Here is a 21,170-nt window from a genome sequence, read left to right on the forward strand (position 1 = left end):
CTTAGCCTCGCTTGCCGCTGGCGGCGCTCGCCACGCGTACGATCCTTGATCCGCCGCGCGAGGCGACCAGCAGATCATCGCCCAGCTCGCAGGCGCTCAGCGTCCCGTGCACCTTGCCGTCTGCGCGCGAATGGAAACTCGACAGCGGCTTCATGTTCTGGTCGCAAAGAACCACCAGCCCGTAGGACCTTGTCACCGCGTATGGCTTCAGCACGTTCATCTGCTTCAACTGGCTGCCTTGCATGGGCTCGCGATAGTCGCGCCATGAGCCGAGCGACGGCGCCATCCAGTAGGCCTCCGGGACTTCCGCCAGCATGCGGGTGCGGTAGGTCTCCTCGCGCAGGATGAACTCCACCAGTTGGTTGCGCACGGAATAGAAGGTCAGCCAATAGCCGGCGTTGAAGGCCGGGGCGATGCGGGCGGGGTAGGCCGGCAGATGCTCCAGCACGGGCAGCGTCGCCGTGGTGGCAAGGTCGATCGCCAGCACGCGGTGGCGCCAGGCCTCCGAAACGTAGATGCGGTTGGAGCCGGTGGTGGCGATGCCGGCCGGCCAGGCCAAGCCGTCCCTGACAAGCTCCAGCCGGCCGCTTTTTAGATCGAGCCGCCAGACCGAACCGGACACGCTCTTCTGCATCAGGTCGCGACGCCAACCGCTCGCCGGCACTGAGGCCGAACCGTTGGCCACCAGCAAGGTGTTGCTGTCGAGGAAGGTGAGAGCGGTGATGCAGGAAAGGCGCCGAGCCTCCTCACCCGTCGCCTCGCGCCCGTCATGCAGGCCGCCGTGGACGACGACGCCCTTGCCGTCGATGGCCATCGCGGTCATGCCGCGGGCATGGGCGAGTGCGGTGATCTCGCCCGGAAATTCCTGCAAGGTTTCGGCATGGCCGTCGGCGCTAAAGCGCATCAGCCGGTTGGCGCTGCTTGCCAGAATGCCCTTTTCGGTGCGTACGAGATTGTCGGCCTCGGCGAGGCCGGCGAACGGCTCGGCTTCCTCCAGTCCTTGGTTGGGCAGCAACGGCCCGTCGAGCGTCGGCACGGTCACTGCCCACTCGCCACGGCCGAGAAAGCGGTCAAGAAGCTGGCTCAAACCGCTCATGGCTTTCTGCCCCAGTAGGAATCCGAGCTGAACCAGTCGGGATCGACGCCTTTCAAGGGCAAGGTGCCCATGCGGTTGTTGAAGATGCCGCAGAGATAGAGGATGCCCTTGTGCTCGCGCATCGAGGTGATCATCGGATGCTTCTCGCCGGTCTGGTCCCACAGGCTTTCGAGGATCTGGCCGTTCTCGTCGAAGCGCAGCACGCAGCCGGTGTTGAGATTGGGCATCAGCCACGCGTCTTCCGATACGCGCCGCGCCATGCGACGGCGGAAGCTCGGCATTTCAAGCGAGAGATCCAGGGCCGGCGTGCGCATGCCCATCAGGGCCAGCCAGTAGGTACCGTCGGAGGCGCGGTTGATGTTGTCGGGATAGCCGGGCAAGCCCTCGATGACGCGCTCGACCTGGCCCTTCTTCGGGCCATCGAAATAATAGCGGCTGATGCGGCAGGCCCAGCTTTCGGCGAACAGCACCGACTGGCCGTCGAAGGCCGTGCAAATGCCGTTGGGGAAGACGAGGTTCGACAGCAGTGTGCGTGTCGAACCGGATTTGGGATCATGGACGATGATGCGTCCGTTGCCGCGGCTTTCCAGCGCGTCGGCATACCAGTCATGCATTTCGAAGCGCACTGTCGCTTCCGAGAAGACGATACGGCCGTCCGGCAGGATGTCGCAGTCGTCGGCGAGCTTCATGGTCGAGTCGTCGACCACCGAGGTCAGTGAGCGGTTGGTTTCGGCGGTCAGCAGCTTTACGTCGCCGGCCGGCGAGACCTGATAGAGGCCCATGCCGGCGACGCAGATGACGAGGTTGTCGTCGCGGTCGAAAGCCATGCCGAGCGGCGAGCCGCCAATATGTGCGAACACTTCGCTATCGGTGTAATGGGGCGGCTGGAAGCGCAGGATCTCGCCCTGGCGGCTGCCGGTGTAGAGACGGTCCTGCCGGTCGAAGATCACATCCTCCGCGCCATCGAGAACGCCGAGGCCGATGACGCCGACGTCCTTCAACCGGTCATTCACCGCCATTGGCGCGCCGGGCGCGGTCGAGATCGCCTGCGGCATCTTGGCGAAGGTTGGCGAGATGTAGACGCTGCGCAGGATCTTGTGGCGGTTCTTCACCCAGCGAACGTCGAGAAGCACCGACAAAAGCAGCACGATGCCGAGGATCAGGAAATTGACCGGGCCGGGCACGGCCAGCGCAAGCAGACTGTTCGACAGGACAAGCACGAAGACGGTGCCCATCAGCGCCTTGGCGACCGAGCCGCGCCCGCCGCCTAGCGAGATGCCGCCGAGCACGGTCGCGGTCAACACCTGCAGTTCGAGACCGGTGCCGATGTCGGAAGCGGCACTGCCGATGCGGGCCGAGAAGAAGAAGCCGGAGAGCGCCACCAGCACCGAGCACAAGACATAGGCGCTGAACAAGATGAAGCGCACATTGATGCCGGCATTGTAGGCAGAGCGGCGCGCGCCGCCGACCGCGAACAGCCGCCAGCCATAGCGGGCGCGCGACAGCACGAGATGGATGATCAGCGCGATGACGACGAAGACCACAAAGGACGTCGGCACGCCCCAGATCGTACCGAAACCAAGAAAATCATAGGCTGGCGAGTCCGGACCGCTGGTGACGATCCGGGTCGAGACCTGGGGAAAGACGATGTCGAAGGTCGAGCGGTAGATGATGAGCGTCACCAGCGTGGTGAGAAACGCCCGCATGCGCAGGAAGCCAACCAGGAAGCCGTTGATGGCGCCGCAAACGACGCCGAGGCCCAGGCACGCCAACAGGCCGGTACCAAAGCTCCACTGCTCGACATTCATCCCATAGAGCGTGACCAGCACGGCGAGCGCGAAGGTCGACCCGACAGACAGATCGATGCCGCCTGACACCATGACGATGGTCATGCCGAGCACCACAAGGCCAAGCTCGGCGGTCTGGCCGCTGAGATTGGTCAGCGTCGCCAGATCGAAGAAGCCCGGCACGATCGAGCCGAAGATCGCGCACAAAATGACCAGCGCCATGAAGGGAATGACGCTGTCGATCCACTTCTTGGTCAGGATCTCCCCGACCACGTGGTCGGGGAGCAGGCGGTAGCGCCAGCGCACAAGGCTTTCAGCCATGCTCATCAAGGAAGTCCGTTACTTGAGCTCGTCCAGCTTCCAGCAATTCCTGCCGGTCGCATTGGCCTTGTCGACGCGGGTGATCGGACCGAAGAAGATGGTCTTCTCGCTGCCCGCCTGCCGGCCGGACTGCTGCAGCAGCTCGGAAATCTGTTGTGCTGCGATCTCGGCCTGGATCGGGGCATTAAAGTTGAAGATCACGTCGAGCAGCCCGTTCTTGATGCTCTCGCAGCCCGTGGCGCTGCCCGCGCCATTGGTGACGATCGTCACCTGGTCCTGCTTGCCGGCGGCCACGACGGCGGCACCGGCGCCGACCTCGGCATTATCCCAGATGCCCATGATGCCGCACAGGTCCGGATGCTGCTGGAGGACCGTCTCGGTGATCTGGCGGGCCTTTTCGCTCATGTAATCGGCCGGCTGGTCGGAGACGAGCTGCAGCTCGGGATTGGCCTTCAGCACCTCGTCGATGCCGGTGCGCATGTAGATGTTGGCGGCACCCGTCTGGACGCCGGCGAGCCAGACCACCTTGTGCGAGACGGCATTGGGCCCGGTGCAGTGCTTGGCCAGTTCGCCCATTTCGAGACGGCCCATTTCGATCCAGTCGTTGCCGACATAACTGTCCGTCTGGGTGGCCGACTGCATGTTGACTTGCAGCACCTTGATGCCGGCCGCCTGCGCCTGTTTCAACAGGCGTGCGTAGGTCTGGACGTCGGGGTTCTGCACGATGATCAGGTCCGGCTTCTCGGCGATGGCGCCCTGCATGGCGCGAATGCCGGCATTGGTGTCGCCGGAGGGATCGCGCACTTCGAGGCTGAAGCCGTAGCGTGCCGCGTGACGTTGCCACACCACCACCCATGCCTGGTTGAGGTCCATGCCCTGCGAGATTGGCACGAAGATGACCTTCTTGCCCTTGAGCGCCTCGAGATAGGTGGAGCGGCCGACCTGATCGGTTTCCTGCGCCGTGGCGATTTTCGCCGCGCCCAGTAGCGCGAGCGCTGTCATGCCCGCGAGCAGGCAGTTCTTGAACAACTTCATGGTATCCTCCCAGATTTATGTCTCGGTTCTTGTTCAGATGTCGCCGCTTTGCGAGGTCTGCTCGTCGCGCGGATTGATGATGGCGTCGATCGCCAGCGCGCCCAGCAGGATCACGCTCTTGATCAGGTTCTGGCTGGTGTAGCTGAAGTTCAGGATCGTCATGCCGTTGGTCAGGATGCCGACCAGGATGGTGCCGACGATGACGTTGCGTACGCCGCCCTGGCCACCGGAGAGGCCGATGCCGCCCAGCACGACGACCAGCAGCACGTCGTAGATCAGGCTGGAATTGTAGAGGCGCGTGTCGATGCCGGTGACCAGCCCCAGCATGATGATGCCGGCGATATAGGCAATGAGGGCGCTGATGACATATTGCGTCACGATGATCGGGCGCGTCGGCAGCCCGGTCGTGCGGGCCGCGTTCGGGTTGTCGCCAGTAGCATAGACCAGCCGGCCGAAGCGGGTCTTCCTCAGGAAAAAGCCCATGAGCGCGGCCACCGCCGCGAAGATGATCACCGACATCGGGATGCCGAGGATGGTTCCGTTGCCGACGAATTTCAGCCAGCCGATATCGGAGGGGGCATAGAGCACGTCGGACGCAAAGACGATGCGGCCAGAGCCGTAGACCGAGGACGCGATGGCAAGGGTGGCGAAGATCGGCGAAATTTCGGCCACCGCCACCATGACGCCGGTGAACAGGCCGATGGCCGCGACCAGGATGGCCCCGAAGACGACGGCCAGCGTGAAGTCGACGCCCCAGGTGGAGATCCAAATGCTGAATGCGACGCCGACGACCATCACCGCCACCATGGTCAGGTCGATGCCGCGCCCAACGACGATGAGCCCCATGCCGACGGCCAGCGTGCCGAGGATCGAGACATTCTTGAGAATGGCAAGGATGTTGCCCTGGCTCAGGAAATTGTTGAGCGTCGCCGAGAACACCAGGAAGAGGACGGCCGAGATCGCGCCGACGACGAGTTCCTGGGACATTTTGATGCCCAAGCGCGCGGTGTCGGATTTGCCCGAACCAGCCAAGTCAGTTCCTCCCTCGCTGCCGGTTTGAACCAGCGGCGTGCCAAAGCGGCCTTGCCCCAGGGGCTTTGCCGCGACGACGTTCCTCCACAGCCCTAAGCCGGCTGCTTGCGGAAAGACCATCGCGGCTCAGGGCGGCAGGGGCAATTTCGATTTTCTGATGCGCTGTGCAGTTCGTCAGTGTGGAAAAAGAGGATGAGGAATCGTCGGTTGTGTGCTCTGCCGGATTTCACCTGTCGCAAAGCTCAGCCCGATGCCGGCAGCGTGCCGCGATCCCCGTGACGGTACTTTCCTGAGTGACGGGAGCGTCAAGTAAGGCACAAGCGGGCTCTGCTCTCCCTGGGTTTCCGTCCTACAGGCCGTTCCCCTCGATCATCGCCATCAGGCAATCGCCAGCTTGTGTGCCGCTGACGCCCAGATCACGCACGCTGTTCATGTGGTTTCGGTCATTCAGGCGGAGGTCGCTGACAGGGTGCCCCTGCGCGCGCAAGCGCTTTCCGAAGTCGGCGGCCTGCTGGTGAAAAGGTGACGTTTCCTGATCTCCGACGAGAATGGTCGCTGCCGTCTCCGGGTCATGCCACCGCGTCATTGGGGTGAAAGCAGCTGCCTCCTCATCGGTGATGCCGATTAACGGCTGGAGGAAGGAGGTCTGAAGGGGCTTGAGGTCGTAAAGGCCGCCTAGCAGCAGCGCCGCACGTATGCGCGACGGCATTGGCGCCTTTTCGAACAGGAATGTGGCCAGGTGCGCACCCGCCGAATGACCACTTACGCTTAGCCGGGCAGGGTCGCCGCCATGGGCGGCTATATTGTCCAGCACCCATTGTTTGGCACGCCGGATCTGGTCGACGATTGCCGCCATCCTGAATTCGGGCATCAGCGCATAGTCGACGATGACCGCGATCGCCCCAGCTTTGGTGACTGTGTTCGCTACATAAGAATAGTCGCTCCTGGAGAACATGCGCCAGTAGCCACCATGGATGAAGATGTGCACGGGAAGATCCCTGCGCACACCGGGCGGAAAGAACAGGTCCAACCTTTCGGCCTCGCCCTCGCCATAGGCGATACCCGCCGATATCGGCAGGGTCGCCCGGGTTTCGGCGCTGCGAGTCACTATGTCGGTCACGATATCATCAAAATCGGCCACATGGTCGCGCGTGCGGAAAGGGTCCTTTGATATGACCGCCGGTTCAGAAGGTGACGGCAATATACTTAGCCTCCATGAACTCGGCGATGCCGTGGTGCTGGCCACCTTCGCGGCCAAGGCCGCTCTGCTTGACGCCTCCGAATGGTGCGGCCGGATCCGACATCAGTCCCCGGTTGAGGCCGATCATGCCGGCCTCGATCCCCGACGCCACCCGCATGCCGCGCCCAACATCGCGCGTATATATGTAAGCGGCCAGGCCATATTCCGTGTTGTTGGCATGGGCGATGGCCTCGGCCTCGGTGTCGAAGCGTGTGATAGGTGCCACCGGGCCGAAAATCTCCTCGTGCGCCATCTCCGCATCCGGCGGCACCTCGGACAGCACTGTTGGCGGATAGAAGAATCCTTCTTCCTCCGAAATCGCCCCGCCGCAAAGCACCTTGGCTCCCCGGCCCACCGCGTCCTTGACCAGGCGATCGATCTTGTCGACAGCCTTTCTGGTGATCATCGGCCCGCACTCGGTGTCGGCATTCGGGCCCGCCCCCACCTTAAGTGCCGCCATGCGCTTGCGGAGCCCGTCGGCAAAAGCATCATAGATTCCCGATTGCACGTAGAGGCGATTGGCGGCGGTGCAGGCTTCGCCGGCGTTGCGCATCTTGGCGATCATCGCGCCACCGAGGGCGGCGTCGAGATCGGCATCGTCGAAGACGACAAACGGGGCATTGCCGCCGAGTTCCATAGAACACGAAATGACATGCTTTGAAGCCTCGCCGAGCAAGGTTCGGCCGACACCCGTCGATCCCGTGAAGGACAGCTTCCTGACCCGCGGATCGGCAAGCATGGCCGAAGTCAGCGGCCCGGGACTGGTCGTGGTCAGCACGTTGACGACGCCGGCAGGCACGCCGGCTTCGCTGTAGAGTGCCGCCAGCGCATAGGCCGTCAGCGGTGTTTCGCTGGCCGGCTTTAGGACGACAGTGCAGCCTGCCGCCAGCGCCGGCGCGATCTTGCGGGTCGCCATCGCGGCCGGAAAATTCCACGGTGTGATCAGCACGCAAATTCCGATCGGCTCATAATCGACCACGATCCGGTTGGTGCCGGATGGCGCGGTGCCGAATTCACCGGTGATCCGGACCGCCTCTTCGGCATTCCAGCGGAAGAACTCGGCGGCATAAGCCACTTCGCCGCGCGCGTCGCGCAGCGCCTTGCCGTTCTCCAGCGAGATCAGCATGGCGAGCGTTTCGGAGCGTTCGACCATCAGTTCGAAACAGCGCCTGAGGATTTCCGAGCGTTTGCGCGGCGCAGTTTCCCGCCATCTCCTAGCTGCTTTGGCCGCCGCCTCGACGGCGGCGGTGGCGTCCTCGACCGTCGCATCGGGAACCGCCGCGATCACCGCCCCGGAGGAGGGATCGACGACATCGATGAGCCGACCGTCGGAGGACGACCGCCAAGTGCCGTCGATGTAGAGTCCGTGCGAAAAACCGCGCACGTCATAGCCATCCTGGTCGAGTTGCTGAGTGTTCAAATTCATCGCTTTGTTCCGTTTCTCACATAACGCAGGCGGCGAGGTCGCCGTCATGGGCGGCCTGGACGAGACGTCGCATCGTGCCGAGATCGAACGCACGCGGATTGTTCTTGATCAGGCGGTCGATGCCGAGCGCTTGCTCGGCGGTCCAGTCAAGCTTATCGGCAGGGAGGCCCAGATCCGCCAGTGTCGGCGTAATACCGATCGCCGCGAACAATCGCCTGATCTCCTCGATCGTGGCGGCTGCCATCTCGTCGGCGGTTCGCGCCTTGGCCTCCAAGCCAAGTGCCGCGCCGATCTCTGCCATCTCGTGAGCGGCGACGCGGCTGTTATAGGTCATCACGTAAGGCATCATTGTGGCCACGCCCAAACCATGGGCGGTGTGGGTGAGGGCGCCTGCCGGGTATTGCACGGCATGCGCCGCCGCCGTGCCGGCGGTGCCGAACGCGCAGCCCGCCGCCAGAGCGCCCATCATGACATCGGCACGCGCGTCGGCATCCGTGCCGTCGCTGCAGGCTTTCTCCAGACTCCGGCCAAGCAGCTTTATCGCGAGCAACGCGAAATGGTCTGTCAGCGCAGTCTTGCCGATGAAGACATGCTGTTGCGGCAGATTGGGGTCTTCACCGCGCCGCATGGCGGTGAAGGCCTCAATCGCATGGGTCAAGGCGTCGGCGCCGGCGATCGCGGTCAGGCCAGGCGGACAGGTCATTGTCAGCTCGGGATCGCACAGAGCGACCGCGGCGATAAGGTGAGGGCTCGATATGCCGACCTTGAGCGTCCGGTCCGGGTCGGAAATCACCGCGACCGGCGTCACCTCGGAGCCGGTGCCGGCCGTGGTGGGTACGGCGATCAGCGGCAGTGTCTGACCCGGCACCTTGAACTCCCCGTAATAGTCCTGGAGCTTGCCGCCATGGCTGAGCAGCAGGGTGGCGCATTTGGCGAAATCGAGACAGCTGCCGCCGCCGATGCCGATCACCATATCCGGCCCGAACCCCTTCGCTTCCTCGACGCAGATGCCGACCGTGTCGCGTGGCACGTCGGGCAGAACACGATCATGCACCAAGACCTCGATCGAGGCTGACTGAAGGGACTTGATGATGTCGGCGAATACCGTTGTGCCCGCGAAACGCTCGTCGGTGCAGACCAGCGCGCGTCGGCCGAACCGGGCGGCGACCGTCGGCAGCACATGGCGTTGCCCCTTCCCGAACAGGATTTCGCGCGGCAACCGCAGGGCGGCGAAGAGGGTCATGATTGGTCCTTTGACGGCTGCTGACTGGAAACGGAGGCATTGAACTCGGTCTGGATCGGACGGTTTAAGAGTGTGTCTCTCGCACTTAAAAGATATCCGCTTTAAAATCGTATAGGATATAGGATTGCATCCGTGGAACCATCGTGTTAGCAGTCCTCACTGTCAAGAGGCAAAATATGCAGACCGCAAACTTACCCGACCCAAGCGACGCCAGCATTGGAGCTGGTCGCATCCAGCGCGCCAACAGTCTCGTCGAAGATGTCTATGAAGCCATCTTCGCGCAGTTGATGGCGCTGAAGATCCCCCCCGGCTCGCGCATCACAGTCGACAGCTTGGTCAAGGAATTCAACGTCTCGCACACGCCGATCCGGGAAGCCCTCGGACGGCTCGAAGGCGAAGGCCTGGTGCTCAAGACGCATCTGATCGGTTATCGTGCCGCGCCCCAGATCACCCGGCGCCGTTTCGACGAATTATACGAGATGCGTCTGCTGCTCGAGCCGCATGGCGCCGCAAAGGCCGCCGCAACGATGGACGACGCCAAGCTCGATCTGTTGCTCGAAGCTGCCGGCGTGATGTCACGCCGCGAAGGCAAGGATGATCGCGTGCGCTATTCGAATTTCGCCAGGCAGGATGCGATCTTCCACGACAAGATCATGGAGTTCTCTCAAAACGAACTCATCCGCGAGACGTTGAGCCACCAGCACACGCACTTCCACATCTTCCGCCTGATGTTCCATGCACGCGTGACCGAGGAGGCGCTTGACGAACACGAGGCGATCCTCGCCGCGTTCGGCTCGGCCGATCCCGATGCCGCCGAAAAGGCGATGCGCATCCATATCGAGCACTCGCGCGATCGCCTGCTCCCGGCATTCGATTGAGGTCGGAACGGATGTCCATTGCCGCGAATATCGCCGGGGAGGGCGGGAGCACGTTGTCCAGCGAAGCGCCTGGTTCGCTTGAACCGGTGCTGCGCGCCCAGGAATTGTCCAAGCAATACGGCCCAGTGACGGTGCTGTCGGACGTCACCCTGGACGTCCTGCCGGGAGAGATCCACGCCATCATTGGCGAGAACGGTGCCGGCAAGTCGACGTTGATGCGGCTGCTGTCCGGCTATGTCGAGCCAAGCCACGGCACGTTGTCGATGAACGGACACGCGGTGAAATTTGCCAAGCCTGCCCAAGCACAGGATGCCGGTATCGCTTTGGTTCATCAGGAGATCCTGCTCGCCGAGGGGCTCACGGTCACCGACAATCTGTTTCTCGGGCGAGAGCTTTCGCGTGGCCATGTCGTGGATGACCGCACCATGCGCCGGCTGGCAACCGAGAAACTGGCGCAGATCGGCTGCGCGGTCTCGCCAAGGGCACTGGTGCGCGACGTTTCGCTGGCAGACCGGCAGATGGTGCAGATCGCTCGCGCCCTGCTTGACGACCACAAGGTGGTTATCTTCGACGAGCCGACCGCCGTTCTGACCGGTGGCGAGGTCGAGCGCCTGCTGGAGATCGTCCTGCAACTGAAGGCTCACGGCACCGCCGTGCTCTATATCAGCCACCGGTTGGATGAGGTGCAGCGGGTCGCCGACAAAGTGACCGTTCTGCGCGACGGCAAGATGGTCGGCACCTATCCCGGCAAGACGCTGAGCCAGATGGATATGGCGCGGCTGATGGTCGGGCGCGAACTGGCAGCGCTCTATCCTGAGAGAACCGCAGCGCCTTCGGATGTACCGATGCTGAGCGTGAGGAACGCCTCCGTTCCCGGCTATGTGGAGGACGTGTCGTTCACGGTCCACAAGGGCGAGATCCTGGGGTTCGCCGGTATGGTCGGCGCAGGCCGAACCGAACTCTTCGAGGGCATTATCGGCTTGCGCCCGGCAGTTGCCAAGATCGAACTTGAGGGCAAGTCGGTCCATTTCCAATCGCCGCGCGCGGCGATCGACGCCGGCGTCGGTTACCTGACCGAGGATCGCAAGGGCAAGGGACTGCTGCTGCAAGAGCACTTGGCGCCTAACCTGACGCTATCGGCGCTCGATGTATTCCATCCCGGCCTCTCGATGGGTCGGCGCCGCGAAGCGCAAGCCTTGGAACAGGCCGTGGAGACATATGACATCAGGCTGAAGAGCCTCGGCGCCAAAGCGGCCCAGCTTTCCGGGGGCAATCAGCAGAAGCTGCTGCTGGCGAAGGTGCTGCTGACCGATCCTTCGGTGGTCATTATCGACGAGCCCACGCGTGGCATCGACATCGCCAACAAGGCGCAGATCTATGCCTTCATCCAGGAGCTTGTGGCCAAGGGCAAGGCCTGCATCGTCATCTCTTCGGAGATGCAGGAATTGATCGGCATCTGCGACCGCATCCTGGTGATGCGCGAAGGCCGCATCACCGGCGAGGTCAGTGGCGCCGAAATGACCGAAAGCAATGTGGCGGTACTGGCGACCAGTGGCCCCAAGCAAGGGCCAAAAGCCAAGGGAGGCACAAAATGGCTGTCATGAGCGAATCCGCACCCAGGCGTCGCCCCCTCGATCTCAACATCAGTTGGACCGATATCGGGCCTTTTCTTGCGCTGGCAGCTCTGCTGGTGGTCGGTTACCTCATCAACCCCGATTTCCTGTCCGCCACCAACCTCGCCAACGTCATCACCCGCAGCGCCTTCATCGCTATTATCGCGGTCGGCGCGACATTTGTGATCTCGTCGGGGGGGCTCGATCTTTCCGTCGGCTCGATGGCCGCCTTCATCACCGGCATCACCATCATGTTCATGAACGCGGTGGCGCCGCATGCCGGCATCTGGGCTATTCCCGCCGGTATGGCGGTTGCGATCCTGGTCGGCCTGCTGTGCGGGCTTGCCAACGGGCTCATCGTCACGGTCGGCAGGATCGAACCGTTTATCGCCACGCTGGGCACGATGGGGATTTTCCGGGCGCTGATAACCTATCTGACCGATGGCGGCACGATACCGATCGACAGGTCGTTGCGCGAGGCCTACCGGCCTGTCTATTTCGGCACGGTCGGCGGGATCCCGGTTCCAATCCTCATATCCATCGCAGTCGCCGCGGTCGCATCCTTCATCCTTTACAAGATGAAATATGGGCGCAAATGTGCGGCGGTCGGCGCCAATGAGGATGTCGCCCGTTATTCCGGCATCTCGGTGATCAGGACACGGACCGTGGCCTATATCGTCCAGGGTGTCTGTGTGGCGATTGCCGCGATCTGCTACGTGCCGCGCCTGGGCGCCGCAACGCCGACAACCGGACAGCTTTGGGAACTGCAGGTCATCACCGCCGTGGTGATTGGCGGCACCGCATTGCGCGGCGGCAAGGGCCATGTGTGGGGGACAGTCGCCGGCGCCGTCATCCTGGAACTCATCGCCAATCTCATGGTGCTCTCGGACTTCGTCTCCGAATACCTCGTTGCCGCTGTTCAGGGCGTCATCATCATCATCGCCATGCTCATCCAGCGGTTTTCGAATTCGAAATAGCGCCGCGTCCGGACCACGCGGATTAACGTTCTTGTAGGTCCAAGGGAGAAGACAATGTTCAGTAGAAAATGGATTGCGGCAGCGACACTTGGCGCGCTGCTGCTGGCCGGCCAGGCCATGGCGCAAGACAAGAAGGTCATCGCGGTGTCGATACCGGCCGCTGACCACGGTTGGACAGCGGGCATCGTCTACCACGCACAAGCGGCGGCCAAGGAAATCAACGCCGCGTTCCCGAATGTCGAAGTGGTCGTGAAGACGTCGCCGTCCGCGGCGGAGCAGGTCAGCGCGCTTGAGGACCTGTCGGCCAGCCGCAAGCTGGATGCTCTGGTGATCCTGCCTTACAGCTCGGAAGAGCTGACCCAGCCGGTCAAGGCTATCAAGGACATGGGCACGTTCATCACCGTCGTCGATCGCGGTCTGACTGACGCCTCCGTCCAGGATCTCTACCTCGCCGGCGACAATATCGCGGTTGGCACCAACACCGCCAAGTTCATGATCGACAAGCTTGGCGGCAAGGGCGACGTCGTTGTGTTGCGCGGCATTCCGACCGTCATCGACGACGAGCGCATCAAGGGCTTCCAGGACACGATCAAAGGCACTGATCTGAAAGTCCTCGACATCCAGTACGCGCATTGGAACAGCGACGAAGCCTTCAAGCTGATGCAGGACTATCTGGCCAAGTACCCGCATATCGATGCGGTGTGGGCCAATGACGACGACATGCTGCTTGGCGTGCTCGAGGCGGTCAAGCAGTCGGGGCGGACCGACATCAAGCTTGCGCTCGGTGGCAACGGCATGAAGGACATCGTCAAGAAAGTGATCGACGGCGACGCCATGACGCCGGTCGAGACGCCATACCCGCCGTCGATGATCAAGACCGCGATCTACATGACAGTCGCCAACCTGATCGGCCAGGCACCCGTCCGTGGCACCGTCAAGCTCGACGCGCCGTTGATCACCCAGGCCAACGCCAAGGAATATTACTTTCCGGATTCGCCATTCTGACCCTATCCGATTTCACAGAAAGGCAGGCGCAGTCTGCGCCTTGCCTAGCTCAAAACACTGAGAGGAAGAACCATGCCAGGCAAAAAGATACTGATGCTGACCGGTGAGTTCACCGAAGAATACGAAATCTTTGTCTATCAGCAAGCGATGGAAGCCGTCGGTCACACCATCCACGTGGTATGCCCGGACAAGAACGCCGGAGATCTGATCAAGACCTCGCTGCACGACTTCGAGGGCGACCAGACCTACACCGAAAAGCTCGGCCATTATGCGCTGATCAACAAGACTTTCTCGGAAGCCGAGAGGCAGCTCGATCAGTATCATGCCGTCTACTGCGCGGGCGGCCGCGGCCCGGAATACATCCGCACCGACAAGCGCGTGCAGGCGATCGTGCGCCATTTCCACGAGGCCAAGAAGCCAATCTTCACCATCTGCCACGGCGTGCAGATCCTGATCGCTGTCGACGGCGTGGTGCGCGGCAAGAAGGTCGCGGCACTCGGCGCCTGCGAGCCGGAGGTGACACTGGCGGGTGGCACCTATATCGACCTGTCGCCGACCGAGGCCTATGTGGACGGGACAATGGTTTCGGCCAAAGGTTGGACGGCGCTTGCTGCGTTCATCCGCGAATGTCTGAAGGTGCTGGGAACGGAAATCCGCCACGCATAAACTTCTGGAACCGACGCATTCGCCAAGGGATGCGTCGGTTCCCTTCAACAGCGCTTCCATATCCATCAACTCGGTCGGGATCGCGGCTCCCGAGCTACGATATAGGCGAGAGACTTAAGTATTGCCGCCTGTTGCGCCGCTTTTCGTCGTGCCTGTTCCACTGGTGCTGTTCGACAGGGTTGGCGCGCGGCGTTGTTTCAGCATCCGGATAGGCCGTGTCGTCGACCGTGCGGCCCCGTCGTCCCCCCGAGGCCACCTCGCTCCGGGCTTGCTCATTCGGATTGCAAGCTACTGACATCAGTCAACGCCTGCAACGGCGCTACGCCACCGGAAATCGGGGTGCGCTTGAGTTCAGGCCCGCGTCAGTAAATCTGGCATCGCGGATAATCCAATAATCTCCCGGCGTCCGGGGCTGGTCATCGGCCTGACGAAAAGAACGGCGTCCAGGAACGATTTCGGCCGGCTGTCGTTGCCTGACATTAGGTATCCCTTATGGACTTTGCGAAATGCCGCTGTGTCAGAATCTATGCCCTCTTGAAATGACGTTCAAATGTCCGCGCTGCGGATTGGCTTTGCTGAAACCCGGGCGCTGGTTCCAGGTTGCGTCCAAATATCGCTGCGAGGGCTGTCACAGCGAAATCCGGATTACGTATCCCGACAAGATTGCACTTTTCCAGAAGTATGCGGATTCGCAGGGCGAGGTCCATCTCCCCCAAAGCATAGCTCAGTCCTGACCAGTCGTTCAGCGGCTAGGCCACGGTCCTGCCAGGAGGGCAGGCGATCTGAAGGCCGACTTCCGGCGGTAGGGTTGCCTGTAGCATGGAACGAAATCCGTTCCCTGCGGTTGGAGTTGTCCAGCTACACGCGATTGAACCGGCCTTGCCCCACAGTCAGGAGCAGTGATGCAAACATACCTGGTGGAACAAATGGAGGGGGATGACGTGGTCGCGGCGAGTAACGTCAATGCGTCCAGCCCGTTCACGGCGGCGACTATGTCAACGGGACGCCAGGTTACCCTGCGGACTTGGGAAAACAATTGGGTTCGTGTAACGGATGAGCTTGGAGGGGAAGTGTTCGCATACTGCTTCGTTTCAAGCACTGGCAAAGCGGATAGCAGCGCGCAGCCCGACACCTCTGTAAGGTAAGGTAGTCCCGCAGCCCGGGCGGGCGCAGGCTGGCCTCTTCATCTTCGAATAATTCAAGCGATTAAGACCGTCTCACGCATCATCCGAATGATTGATGAAAAGATCATGCCGCGGAGCGATAAGCGGCAACAATCCTAGCGTGGGGCCCTTATGTCTCTGGCGCATTTAGAATCTTCGAGGGCGATTCAAACGGTGCAGGCTGACTACCAAGCGGTGGTCCCTTGCCGATGGCTAAAAGCTCCCGATCATGCTCTTGACCATGGCGGGCCTGTTCTACGTCTGCATCAACGGATGGGAACTGGCTTCGCCGACGTTCCTGTCTTTGATCACCTGAGGGAGATCGCCGGGCGTTATTCCGAAAAATTAGCCGCCAGCGACGGCACCAATCGACTGACCTATTCCGAGCTTTTACGGGCGGTCGAGGCATTGGCCGGCTGGATTGAAGCCGTCGTTCCCGACGGAAATGCGGTTGGAATACTTCAGGCCAACTCGGTCTGGTACACCGTTGCGATGCTGGCCAGCATGGCATCCGGTCGGCCGTCAGTGCCGCTTAACGTGCGAGATCCGGACTCGCGCATCAACGAAATCGTCGCCGACGCGAGGCTCTCCGCCATAATTGGCGACAAAGGCCTCCACGGCCTTGATCTGCCCCAGCACGTTGCCTGGATCGATATGGCGCAATCATTGCAGGCAACGCCCCATCCAGCCGCACACCGTGTGGTTTCTGTCGATGCACCGGCAATCGTGCTTTATACCTCCGGCAGCACGGGCCGCCCCAAGGGGATTGTCAACAGCCAGCGGAACTTGCTGTGCCGAGTGCAGCAATATGTCGATGCGTGCCACATCAATGCACAGGATGTATTCCTGCCTCTGACCGGCCCGGCAACCATCGCCGGCTGTCGGGAAATTCTTGCCGCTCTTCTCACGGGTGCCACGTTGCAGCTTGTGGAGGTTGAAGCCGTCGGCCTGCGCGCGGTTCGCGGCCGCATGCAATCCGAAGGCGTGACGATCACCTATCTGGTGCCGGCATTGCTTCGCGCTCTCTTGGCGGATGAACCCGCGGACGCCTTTGGTTCGCTCAGAGTTGCCCGAATTGGAGGCGAGAAGGTATCTTCGGCCGACATCCGCCTCGTGCGCAAGGCTGTCCCGCCAAATTGCCTGGTGCAGATCGGCTATTCATCGACGGAAACGACGGGATCGCAGTGGTTCTTGCCGCACGATTGGCCGGAATTCGATTCTTCGGCTCCCGTCGGCTGGCTGCTTCCGGGAATCAGCTTCGCAGTGGTCGATGAAGAGGGTTACCCGGTTCAGCCCGGCAAGATCGGAGAACTGTTGATCAGAAGCCCGTATGTCGCGCTTGGACATTGGGAAAACGGGGCCGTTGTTCCGTTTGAAGTAGACCCCGACGACCAGACGCTTCGCATCTTTGCGACGGGCGATCTTGTGCAAATCGGGAGTGACGGCCTGCTGCGGATCATAGGCCGCAAAGGGCGCCAGATAAAGGTCAATGGGCGGCGCGTTGAGCCGGCCGAACTCGAACGGGTTCTGCGTGGCGCGCCGTCGGTGAAGGATGCCGTGGTTATCGTCACCCCGGCGAATGAACTGGTTGCATTCGCCGTACCGCACAGCGGAGCGGGAGCCAGTTTTTGCGACGAGATGCGCCAACTTGCCAGGACAAAATTGCCGCCGGCGCTTTGCCCGTTGCGACTCCATGCAAGCGCCGAGATACCGCGACTGCCCAGCGGAAAGATCGACATGACAACGCTGGCTGCAATTGACCTTTCGGTTCGGGAAACCACGCCCCCACCGCAAATACCCCATGCGGGACATGAAGTTCCTGCTCATCAGATCGTACGGCGTGCCTGGACCAAGGTCCTCAAGACGCGGGTCGCCCTGGGCTGTTGGGACGAAGCGGGGGGAGATTCGCTGAAGCTGCTGCACTGCGTCATGGAAATCGAAAGCGCGATCGGGCAGGAGCTCGGATTGGAAGCCTTCACGGTTGGAATGAGCTTCGATGAGATGGTTGCAGCGGTCATTTCTGCTCAAGGAGGCGGCGAGCACGCGCCCGCTTGGAAACACGAGCCTCCGCTGCTTTTCCTTTTCCCCGGGTCGGTCGGCTATGGTCCGAGCCTTGCTTCGTTCGCATCGGCAATAAGCAAGGTCGCCAGGGTGTCTCCCATCAGATATCCGGCCCTGGGCATGATCCTGCAAGGTCAGAACACCGTCGCCGCAATGGTCGAAGCTGCAATCGATCATATCAACCGCGTGCAGCCGACCGGCTGTGTTCGCCTGCTTGGTCACTCGCTCGGAGGAGCGGTTGCTTTTGAGGTTGCCGCGCGTCTGCTTGATCAAGGGCGAGCGGTAGCGTTCACGGGCATTCTGGATACCAGCCTGGTTGGCGAACGCAGCAAGCGTTGGGAGACGATTACCCGGACATTTCACCGGATCCGAACCAATCGTATATCGGCTAGTCGAGTGGCATGCCGCGCGCTTGCCAAGGTCGCGGTCAAAATGCACTGCGAATCCCGGCTTGCCAGCTTCCTCGACCGCTATGCCGAGGGTCAGTTCAACCCGACGAGCTTCAGAACCAAACTGGAACTGCAGGAAGTTCTGCGCGCGCGCGCCTTCTTCCAGTGGCTCACAGAACCCAGGCCGATACTGCCGATCACCGGCACCTTGTTCCGTTGCGCGCGGCCCGGAATGCCGCTTGCACTTGGGTGGGATCGGGCATTCGTCCATCTGGACGTCATTCCGATCGCCGGCACTCACATCGACATGGTCGTGGAGCCTCATCTGACCATCAATCGCCCGCTCATCGAAAACGCTGTGACTGAGACCTACTCTTCAATCGAGTCACAGAAACGGGAGGCAGTGTCATCGACCTGATCGGGGAATTCAGCAGCGATGTGCTGGCGCTCGATGCCCGGCTGGAGATCGATCGCATCGTCGAGACCTTGCGCGAACAGGTTCTCGGCACACAACGGCGCCGCGGAGTGGTTGTCGGGCTCTCCGGAGGCATCGACAGTTCGGTCGTCGCAACGGTCTGCGCACGCGCGTTCGGCAGGGACAAGGTACTGGGCCTGTTCATGCCGGAGCGCGATTCATCCGGCGACTCGTTGAGGCTTGGCCGCAGCGTCGCCGGGCAGCTTGGCATCGACACAATCCTTGAGGATATCCAGCCGGCGCTCGAGGGCATCGGCGCCTACGCCCGACAGATGGAGGCCATCCGAACTGCCGTCCCTGGATATGGCGAAGGCTGGAAATGCAAGCTGGTCATGGCATCGGTGCTGGAGAGCAGCGGCCTTAATATCACGCGCCTCACCGTCGAGGATCCGGACGGAAAGATCGACACCGTGCGTCTTTCGCCGGCGGCTTACCTGCAGATCGTCGCTGCAACCAACTACAAGCAGCGGGTTCGCAAGATGACTGAATACTATCATGCGGACCGCCTCAACTATGCAGTGGCAGGCACGCCAAACCGGCTCGAATATGACCAAGGCTTCTTCGTCAAGCAGGGCGACGGCGTCGCCGACGTGATGCCGATCGTCCATCTCTACAAGACCCAGGTTTATCAGCTGGCGGAATATCTCGGGATTGACGAGGAGGTCCGAACGAGGCCGCCGACCACGGACACGTTTTCCATGGCGCAAACCCAGGAGGAGTTCTACTTCGCCTTGCCCTATCAGCTGATGGATTTGTGCCTCTACGGCATGAATCACGGAATTTCGGCCGGCGTGGTTGCCGCCGCCGCCGGCCTGACGGCCGAGCAGGTCGAGAAGGTCTATAAGGATATCGTCAGCAAACGCCGCGCCGCCCGCTACCTTCACGCACGGCCGCAGCTGTCCGCTGCGATGGACAGGGATTGACCCATGTGCGGCATCGCCGGAATTGTGGCGCTGAACGCGGCTGCGGAGCCTCCTTCACGAGCCGCGCTTCTACGAATGGCAGCCGCGCTCTCCCATCGAGGCCCGGACGAGAGCGGCGTTTACCGCGACAGGCGGGCGGGGCTGGCGCATACCCGTCTGTCGGTCATCGATCTCTCGACCGGACAGCAGCCCCTCGCCGACACCGGCGATACCACCTGGATCGTGTTCAACGGCGAGATCTTCAACTACGTCGAGCTGCGTGAACAACTCATGGCGCTGGGGCATCGTTTCCGCACCCGCAGCGATACCGAGGTCATCGTGCACGCCTACCGCGCCTGGGGCGTGGCCGCGTTCGAGCGGCTAAACGGGCAGTGGGCACTCGCCATCTGGGATTCGCTGACAAGCCGCCTCGTCCTGTCGCGCGACCGGTTCGGCATCTGCCCGCTGCATTTGTGCGAACATGCTGGCCGCCTTCACTTCGCCAGCGAAGTGAAGGCCATTTTCGCAGCCGACCCGGCGATACCGCGGGCCTTCGATCCGGCGGGGATAGACCAGACTTTCACGCTGTGGACGGTCGTACCGCCGCAAGGCGTATTTCAGGGAGTGAAGGAACTTACCCCCGGCCATGTACGCATCTACGACAATGGCAGCGTTCGTGAGCACGCTTTCTGGAAACCTTGTTATCCCGAGATCGCGGACCAGGCCCACGGCACCTTCACCGGCTCACTGGACGATGCGGTGGACGAAGTGCGCAGCGCCTTGCAGGCCGCGACGGCGCTTAGAATGGTCAAGGCGGATGTGCCGGTTGGCTGCTACCTTTCCGGCGGGCTCGACAGCTCACTTGTCGCCATGCTCGGGAGGCGCTTCGCCGGCGCGCCATTCCAGACCTTCTCGTTGCGTTTTGCTGACGCCGAATATGATGAAACCCGTTACCAGCGGCTGGTTGCAAGTGCGAGCGGCGGCGAGCACCACGAGGTGATGGTTTCGCGCGGTGATATTGCCGAGGTTTTCCCAGATGTGATCCGTCACGCCGAGCGTCCGATTCTCAGGACCGCGCCGGCGCCGTTGTTCCTTCTCTCGAGGCTGGTGCGCGAACATGGCATCAAGGTCGTCCTGACCGGCGAGGGCGCCGACGAGATGTTTGCCGGCTACGACCTGTTCCGTGAAGGCAAGGTCCGCCGTTTCTGGGGGCGGCAGCCCGCATCCGCCCGACGCGCGCGACTGCTGGAACGCCTCTACCCCTATCTGAGCCGGTCGCCGGTCAAGCAGCAGGCGATGGCGCGCCAGTTCTTTGGACTCGGTATCCATGCATTTGGCGCGCCCGGCTTCGCGCATGACACCCGCTGGCGCACCACCAGCGCCATCAAACGGCTGTTCTCGGCCGGCATGCATGCCGAAGCGGCGCGTCACGACGTGGTGGCGGACCTGCTTGGCCGCCTGCCCGAAGAGTTTCCACGATGGGGTCCTCTCGCGCAGGACCAGTACCTTGAGATCAGGACACTGATGTCGGGCTACCTGCTCTCCTCGCAGGGTGACAGGATGCTGATGGCCCATTCTGTCGAGGGGCGCTTCCCGTTCCTGGACGACAGGCTCGTGGCGTTGGCGAATTCGCTCCCGCCCGACTACAAGCTGCGCATTCTGGATGAGAAGCACGTGCTGAAGCGTGTGGCGAAATCGATCGTGCCCGCGCAAGTCGTGGCCCGCAAGAAGCAACCCTACCGGGCGCCCAACGCACTTTGCTTCACGGGCGATGGCGCACCCGCCTATGTCCGCGAAGCACTCTCCGAGACTGCTCTGCGCGCGACCGAGTTCGGATCAAAGACATTCGCCGCGCGCCTGC

At 62.0% G+C, this 21,170-nt stretch carries 15 protein-coding genes; 8 read left to right on the forward strand and 7 right to left on the reverse strand.

Going from position 1 to position 21,170, the window contains the following annotated elements:
- Window position 1 precedes the first annotated feature (1 nt).
- From EN949_RS10710 to EN949_RS10740, 7 genes are all read right to left on the reverse strand, one after another.
- The gene (locus EN949_RS10710; RefSeq protein WP_127366996.1) at window positions 2-1,096 is read right to left on the reverse strand and encodes a strictosidine synthase; all 1,095 of its coding nucleotides are present in this window, start codon (window positions 1,094-1,096) and stop codon (window positions 2-4) included.
- Complete coding sequence (locus tag EN949_RS10715; RefSeq protein ID WP_127370933.1) at window positions 1,093-3,210, reverse strand: SMP-30/gluconolactonase/LRE family protein; 2,118 nt, start codon at window positions 3,208-3,210, stop codon at window positions 1,093-1,095. Before EN949_RS10715 ends, EN949_RS10710 begins: the two co-directional genes overlap by 4 nt.
- 12 nt (window positions 3,211-3,222) lie before the next feature.
- Window positions 3,223-4,239 (reverse strand): sugar ABC transporter substrate-binding protein, encoded by a 1,017-nt coding sequence (locus tag EN949_RS10720; RefSeq protein ID WP_127370934.1) that lies wholly within the window; start codon window positions 4,237-4,239, stop codon window positions 3,223-3,225.
- A gap of 33 nt (window positions 4,240-4,272) precedes the next feature.
- Complete coding sequence (locus EN949_RS10725) at window positions 4,273-5,226, reverse strand: ABC transporter permease (protein ID WP_245461847.1); 954 nt, start codon at window positions 5,224-5,226, stop codon at window positions 4,273-4,275.
- 394 nt (window positions 5,227-5,620) lie between these two features.
- A complete protein-coding gene (locus EN949_RS10730) occupies window positions 5,621-6,445 on the reverse strand; it encodes an alpha/beta hydrolase (RefSeq protein WP_164767998.1) in 825 nt (274 codons plus the stop codon).
- 10 nt (window positions 6,446-6,455) lie between these two features.
- On the reverse strand, window positions 6,456-7,937 hold the full coding sequence (locus tag EN949_RS10735; RefSeq protein WP_127370936.1) for an NAD-dependent succinate-semialdehyde dehydrogenase: 1,482 nt from the start codon (window positions 7,935-7,937) through the stop codon (window positions 6,456-6,458).
- Window positions 7,938-7,953: 16 nt separating this feature from the next.
- Entirely contained in the window at window positions 7,954-9,180 is a 1,227-nt protein-coding gene (locus EN949_RS10740; protein ID WP_024502418.1) for an iron-containing alcohol dehydrogenase, read from the reverse strand.
- A 176-nt stretch (window positions 9,181-9,356) separates the two neighbouring features.
- Between EN949_RS10740 and EN949_RS10745 the strand changes: the two genes are divergently transcribed.
- From EN949_RS10745 to asnB, 8 genes are all read left to right on the forward strand, one after another.
- Entirely contained in the window at window positions 9,357-10,058 is a 702-nt protein-coding gene (locus tag EN949_RS10745) for a GntR family transcriptional regulator (RefSeq protein WP_013533133.1), read from the forward strand.
- 11 nt (window positions 10,059-10,069) lie between these two features.
- Window positions 10,070-11,662 (forward strand): sugar ABC transporter ATP-binding protein, encoded by a 1,593-nt coding sequence (locus EN949_RS10750; protein ID WP_013533132.1) that lies wholly within the window; start codon window positions 10,070-10,072, stop codon window positions 11,660-11,662.
- Window positions 11,650-12,648 carry an ABC transporter permease gene (locus EN949_RS10755; RefSeq protein WP_127365748.1) on the forward strand — a complete coding sequence of 333 codons (999 nt, stop codon included), beginning with the start codon at window positions 11,650-11,652 and terminating at the stop codon, window positions 12,646-12,648. Before EN949_RS10750 ends, EN949_RS10755 begins: the two co-directional genes overlap by 13 nt.
- 54 nt (window positions 12,649-12,702) lie before the next feature.
- Window positions 12,703-13,653: a substrate-binding domain-containing protein gene (locus EN949_RS10760; protein WP_013533130.1), complete on the forward strand. Its 951-nt coding sequence runs from the start codon at window positions 12,703-12,705 to the stop codon at window positions 13,651-13,653.
- Window positions 13,654-13,725: 72 nt separating this feature from the next.
- Entirely contained in the window at window positions 13,726-14,319 is a 594-nt protein-coding gene (locus EN949_RS10765; RefSeq protein WP_013533129.1) for a DJ-1/PfpI family protein, read from the forward strand.
- Between the two features lie 1,436 nt (window positions 14,320-15,755).
- The gene (locus EN949_RS10780) at window positions 15,756-18,350 is read left to right on the forward strand and encodes an AMP-binding protein (RefSeq protein ID WP_127365747.1); all 2,595 of its coding nucleotides are present in this window, start codon (window positions 15,756-15,758) and stop codon (window positions 18,348-18,350) included.
- Window positions 18,347-19,330 (forward strand): NAD(+) synthase, encoded by a 984-nt coding sequence (gene nadE / locus EN949_RS10785; RefSeq protein ID WP_032898949.1) that lies wholly within the window; start codon window positions 18,347-18,349, stop codon window positions 19,328-19,330. Before EN949_RS10780 ends, nadE begins: the two co-directional genes overlap by 4 nt.
- 3 nt (window positions 19,331-19,333) lie before the next feature.
- Window positions 19,334-21,170: asparagine synthase (glutamine-hydrolyzing) (gene asnB / locus EN949_RS10790; protein WP_127371683.1), on the forward strand; the 1,837-nt coding region annotated here is incomplete at its 3' end.

It is taken from the genome of Mesorhizobium sp. M7A.F.Ca.US.007.01.2.1 (genome assembly GCF_003998165.1).
GTDB lineage: Bacteria > Pseudomonadota > Alphaproteobacteria > Rhizobiales > Rhizobiaceae > Mesorhizobium > Mesorhizobium ciceri.

Excerpts from the sequence above, each read along its gene's own strand:
- EN949_RS10710 (WP_127366996.1), bottom strand. The coding sequence starts at position 1,096 with ATGAGCGGTTTGAGCCAGCTTCTTGACCGCTTTCTCGGCCGTGGCGAG.
- EN949_RS10715 (WP_127370933.1), bottom strand. The coding sequence starts at position 3,210 with ATGAGCATGGCTGAAAGCCTTGTGCGCTGGCGCTACCGCCTGCTCCCC.
- EN949_RS10720 (WP_127370934.1), bottom strand. The coding sequence starts at position 4,239 with ATGAAGTTGTTCAAGAACTGCCTGCTCGCGGGCATGACAGCGCTCGCG.
- EN949_RS10725 (WP_245461847.1), bottom strand. The coding sequence starts at position 5,226 with ATGTCCCAGGAACTCGTCGTCGGCGCGATCTCGGCCGTCCTCTTCCTG.
- EN949_RS10735 (WP_127370936.1), bottom strand. The coding sequence starts at position 7,937 with ATGAATTTGAACACTCAGCAACTCGACCAGGATGGCTATGACGTGCGC.
- EN949_RS10740 (WP_024502418.1), bottom strand. The coding sequence starts at position 9,180 with ATGACCCTCTTCGCCGCCCTGCGGTTGCCGCGCGAAATCCTGTTCGGG.
- EN949_RS10745 (WP_013533133.1), top strand. The coding sequence starts at position 9,357 with ATGCAGACCGCAAACTTACCCGACCCAAGCGACGCCAGCATTGGAGCT.
- EN949_RS10750 (WP_013533132.1), top strand. The coding sequence starts at position 10,070 with ATGTCCATTGCCGCGAATATCGCCGGGGAGGGCGGGAGCACGTTGTCC.
- EN949_RS10755 (WP_127365748.1), top strand. The coding sequence starts at position 11,650 with ATGGCTGTCATGAGCGAATCCGCACCCAGGCGTCGCCCCCTCGATCTC.
- EN949_RS10760 (WP_013533130.1), top strand. The coding sequence starts at position 12,703 with ATGTTCAGTAGAAAATGGATTGCGGCAGCGACACTTGGCGCGCTGCTG.
- EN949_RS10765 (WP_013533129.1), top strand. The coding sequence starts at position 13,726 with ATGCCAGGCAAAAAGATACTGATGCTGACCGGTGAGTTCACCGAAGAA.
- EN949_RS10780 (WP_127365747.1), top strand. The coding sequence starts at position 15,756 with ATGGGAACTGGCTTCGCCGACGTTCCTGTCTTTGATCACCTGAGGGAG.